The organism is Streptomyces sp. NPDC007162 (assembly GCF_040634175.1).
Classification (GTDB): Bacteria; Actinomycetota; Actinomycetes; order Streptomycetales; family Streptomycetaceae; genus Streptomyces.
The window spans coordinates 1-3,698 of record NZ_JBEYFC010000716.1; the positions used below are offsets into that span (position 1 = coordinate 1).

The 3,698-nt window shown below is 71.9% G+C and carries 5 protein-coding genes and 1 pseudogene; 3 read left to right on the forward strand and 3 right to left on the reverse strand.

Going from position 1 to position 3,698, the window contains the following annotated elements:
- Both ABZ646_RS42640 and ABZ646_RS42645 read right to left on the reverse strand, forming a co-directional pair.
- The coding region (locus ABZ646_RS42640) for an ABC transporter transmembrane domain-containing protein (RefSeq protein WP_360532018.1) at window positions 1–587 on the reverse strand (587 nt) is incomplete at its 3' end.
- A 95-nt stretch (window positions 588–682) separates the two neighbouring features.
- The gene (locus ABZ646_RS42645) at window positions 683–811 is read right to left on the reverse strand and encodes a hypothetical protein (protein WP_276207598.1); all 129 of its coding nucleotides are present in this window, start codon (window positions 809–811) and stop codon (window positions 683–685) included.
- A 157-nt stretch (window positions 812–968) separates the two neighbouring features.
- On the opposite strand from ABZ646_RS42645, the gene ABZ646_RS42650 reads away from it, so the two are divergent.
- From ABZ646_RS42650 to ABZ646_RS42660, 3 genes are all read left to right on the forward strand, one after another.
- Window positions 969–1,703, forward strand: coding sequence for a hypothetical protein (locus ABZ646_RS42650; protein WP_360532022.1), 735 nt, complete (start codon window positions 969–971; stop codon window positions 1,701–1,703).
- 27 nt (window positions 1,704–1,730) lie between these two features.
- The gene (locus tag ABZ646_RS42655; protein ID WP_360532025.1) at window positions 1,731–2,174 is read left to right on the forward strand and encodes an OsmC family protein; all 444 of its coding nucleotides are present in this window, start codon (window positions 1,731–1,733) and stop codon (window positions 2,172–2,174) included.
- A gap of 105 nt (window positions 2,175–2,279) precedes the next feature.
- On the forward strand, window positions 2,280–3,518 hold the full coding sequence (locus tag ABZ646_RS42660; RefSeq protein WP_360532028.1) for a cytochrome P450: 1,239 nt from the start codon (window positions 2,280–2,282) through the stop codon (window positions 3,516–3,518).
- Here ABZ646_RS42660 and ABZ646_RS42665 read toward each other — a convergent pair.
- Window positions 3,512–3,698: pseudogene (locus ABZ646_RS42665) on the reverse strand (lytic transglycosylase domain-containing protein); the annotation flags it as partial. The gene ABZ646_RS42660 and the pseudogene ABZ646_RS42665 overlap by 7 nt on opposite strands.

The following is a 3,698-nucleotide window of genomic DNA, read 5'->3' on the forward strand; positions in this document are numbered from 1 at the left end:
GCGAACGTGATCAGGGCCAGCCGCCAGCTGGTACGCAGGGCGGCGGCGGCGAAGACGAGGGCACTGACCGCTGAGGTGAGCAGTTCCACGGGCGCGGACGCCACCAGCGTCTCGACCGCCTCGACGTCGCCGGTCAGACGGGAGACGAGGTCGCCGGTGCCGTAGCGGGCCAGGGTGTCGGGCGGCAACTGCTGGAGATGCCGGAAGACCCGGTCCCGCAGGCCGAGGAGGAAGTGCTCGCTGGTCCACCCCGCCAGACAGCCGCCGGCCGCGGAGGCGACGGCCCCCGCCGCGGCGAGCGCCAGCCACAGGATCGCGGGGTCCCAGAAGGCACCGAGGTCGCCGGGCGTCAGCACGTCGTCGGTGAGCTGCCCGGCGATACCGATCGCACCCGCGTCGCACCCCGCCGACACGATCAGGAGCAGCGCCGACACCAGTACGGCGGCGCGGTTGCCGCTGACCAGGGGCCAGAACGCACGGAACGCCGCCCACGGTGAGAGCCGGGCGTGGCGCGTGCGCACCGGGGCGGCCGCGGGAGCGGCGGGGCGGGCGGGGGCGGACAGGTCGAACAGTGTGGCGTCAGCCATGACCGGCCGGTACTCCCTGACTCCGTGGACGGCACCGGGACCGCCCGCCTTCCCGGGGGAAGGCGGCCCGGCCCCGGTGCCGTCCGGCGGTCGCGTTACTTGGCGTGCTTCTTGTGCTTGCGGTGGTGCTTCTTGTGGTGGTGCTTGTGGTGCGCCTCCTTGGCGGCACACCCCACTTCCTTCTTCTTGGCCTTCTTGGCCAGCGTGATCTTCGCGAAGGACATGGCTTTTTCTCCTTGTCTCATTCGGTTCAGCGCGGTTCTCACGGGAATACGGCGGCCGCGGTTCCGCCATTCAGGAGGCAAGTTGAGCGTCCGATGAAATTCCCTTACCGAAAACACAACCGGCCCGCCGGGAAGCCGCTTTGGGAGAATGAACGGCATGAACGACCGTATGAGCGATGCCGAGAACCGGCTGGCCAGGATCGAGCGGCGGCTGGAGGACGGCGGGCGCGACGTCGTGCCCGCGTGGCGCAGGGCGACCCAGGGCGAGCCCCGGTGGGCCGTGACCGCCGTCATCCTTCTCGCCGTGGTGCTCCAGCTGATGCTGCCGCACCGCCTGGCCTTCCAGCCGTACTGGGTCCTGCCGGTGCTGGAGTTCGTGCTGCTGGCCGGCCTGATCGCCGGCAACCCGCGTCGGGTGGAGCCCCGTACCCGCTGGCTGCGCCTGGTGGGACTGGCCCTGATGGGCCTGATCAGCCTAGCCAACGGCTGGGCGGCCGTCCGGCTGGTCCTGGGTCTCGTGAACGGCACCGAGGGCAAGGAGGCCGGTCCCCTGCTGCTGACGGGGGGCGGTATCTGGCTGACGAACGTGATCGTGTTCGCGCTCTGGTACTGGGAGTGGGACCGGGGTGGACCGATGGCGCGGGTCCGCGGCCGGCAGCAGTACGCGGACTTCCTTTTCGTGCAGATGCAGAGCCCCGAGACCGCGCCCGCGGACTGGGAACCGGCTTTCCTGGACTACCTGTACCTGTCCTTCACCAATTCCACGGCCTTCAGCCCGACCGACGTGATGCCGTTGTCGCGCTGGGCCAAGATGCTGATGATGCTCCAGTCCTCGGTCTCCCTGGTGACGGTGGTCCTGGTGGTGGCACGGGCCGTCAACATCCTGCGTTGACGGCGAGGCTGACCTAGGTTTCTCGGCATGAGCGAAGAATCCCTGCGGCGCGTGACGGTCGAGCGCACCGCCACCGGTCGCTACACCGCGACGAACGCGCGCGGCGGCACGATCGCCTTCGGCACCGGCGACGGCACGGAGTTCACCCCGGTGGAACTGCTGCTCGCCGCGATCGGCGGCTGTACGGCGGCCGACGTCGACGTCTCCACCAGCCGCCACACGGAACCGACCGTCTTCACGGTCACCGTCAGCGGCCACAAGGTCGGTGACGGGGACGGCAACCGCATGACCGACCTCGCCGTCGGTTTCCACGTCGCCTTCCCCGAGGGAGCCGCGGGCGACCGCGCCCGCGCCATCCTGCCCCGTGCGATCGCCGTCTCCCACGACCGCCTGTGCACCGTCAGCCGCACGATCGAGACCGGCACACCGGTGACCGTGTCGATCGAGGACGGCACCCCCGAGAACCCCTGACCACGGCGGCACGCCGAAGGCCACCCCGCCCCGGCGCCGTCGGTGGCGCAGGGGCGGGGGCAGGCCGGTCACCCGACGGGCGAAGTGCCGTGGTTACGATGGCGCGTGAACGGTTTTCCCTCGTCCGGGCCGGACGCCGCGCCGAGCACCCGTGCCGCGTTCCCTCTCGGCGCCTCGACCACGCTCGCCGAACTCGCCCGGGATCCGCACCCGCGCCTGGCCCTGCTGCGTACCCACGAGCCGGTGTCGTGGCTGCCCGAGCTGAACGGCTGGCTGGTCACCCGCCGCGACCTCGCGCTCGACGTGATGCGGGACTCCGCCACCTTCACCGTCGACGACCCCCGTTTCACCACCGCCCAGGTCGTCGGGCCGAGCATGCTGTCCCTGGACGGAGCGGCGCACGCCCGCCACCGGGACCCGTTCGCGGCCCCCTTCCGGCCCCGCAGGGTGCACGACGGGTTCGCCGGGTTCATAGAACGGGAGACCGACCGTCTCCTCGCCGGACTGGAGGCGGCGGGCACCGCCGAACTGCGCCGTGCCTTCGCCGGCCCGCTCGCCGTGGCCGTCGTCACCGAGGCCCTCGGACTGGTCGGGACGACCACCGACACGGTCCTGTCCTGGTACGACGCCATCGTGCGGTCGGTCTCGGACATCACTGCGGGCCTGGCGGCAGGCCCGGCCGGGCCTGCCGCGTACGCACAGCTGCGGGCCGCGGTCGAGGCCACGGTCGCCGACCGGCACGCCTCCTCGCTCCTGGTCGCCGCCGCCGAACGGCTTGACCTGCCCGAAGTGGCGTCCAACGCGGCGGTCCTGATGTTCGGCGGCATCGAGACGACCGAGGCGATGATCACCAACGCGCTGCTCCACCTGCTCCAGAACCCCGACCAGCTCGGCCTGGTGCGAGCGGACTTCGGACTGCTGGACGGAGCCGTCGAGGAGTCGCTGCGCCTTGAGCCCGGCGCGGCGGTGGTGGACCGCTACGCCACCCGCGACACCGTCGTGGGACCGGCCGCCGTCCGCCGCGGCGACCTGGTCAGCGTCTCGCTGACGGGCGCCAACCGTGATCCCGCGGTCTTCTCCGACCCGGACCGTTTCGACGTCCGCCGTGCCGAGGCCCGTCTCCAACTGGCCTTCGCCCACGGCCCGCACCACTGCCTCGCCGCCCACCTGGCCCGCCTGGAGACCCGTATCGCCCTCCAGCGCCTCCTCGAACGCCTCCCCGGCCTCCGGCTCGACCCGCGACGGCCCGCCGCGCCGCACGGCCTGGTGTTCCGCAAGCCGGCCACCCTGCACGTGCTCTGGGAGGCCACGGCCCTGCCCCGGCCCGGGGGTGCCGGTCAGTAGGCGTGGTGGACCTGCCAGAACGCCCAGGCCTGGCAGGGGCTGCCGTAGGCGGTGTTCATGTAGTTCAGGCCCCACTTGATCTGGGTGGCCGGGTTGGTCTGCCAGTCGGCGGCGACGGAGGCCATCTTGGAGCCGGGCAGCGCCTGGACGAGCCCGTAGGCGCCGGAGGAGGGGTTGACC

Bases quoted from the DNA above. Each gene is read 5' to 3' on its own strand.
- ABZ646_RS42645 (WP_276207598.1), bottom strand. From the start codon at position 811: ATGTCCTTCGCGAAGATCACGCTGGCCAAGAAGGCCAAGAAGAAGGAA.
- ABZ646_RS42650 (WP_360532022.1), top strand. From the start codon at position 969: ATGAACGACCGTATGAGCGATGCCGAGAACCGGCTGGCCAGGATCGAG.
- ABZ646_RS42655 (WP_360532025.1), top strand. From the start codon at position 1,731: ATGAGCGAAGAATCCCTGCGGCGCGTGACGGTCGAGCGCACCGCCACC.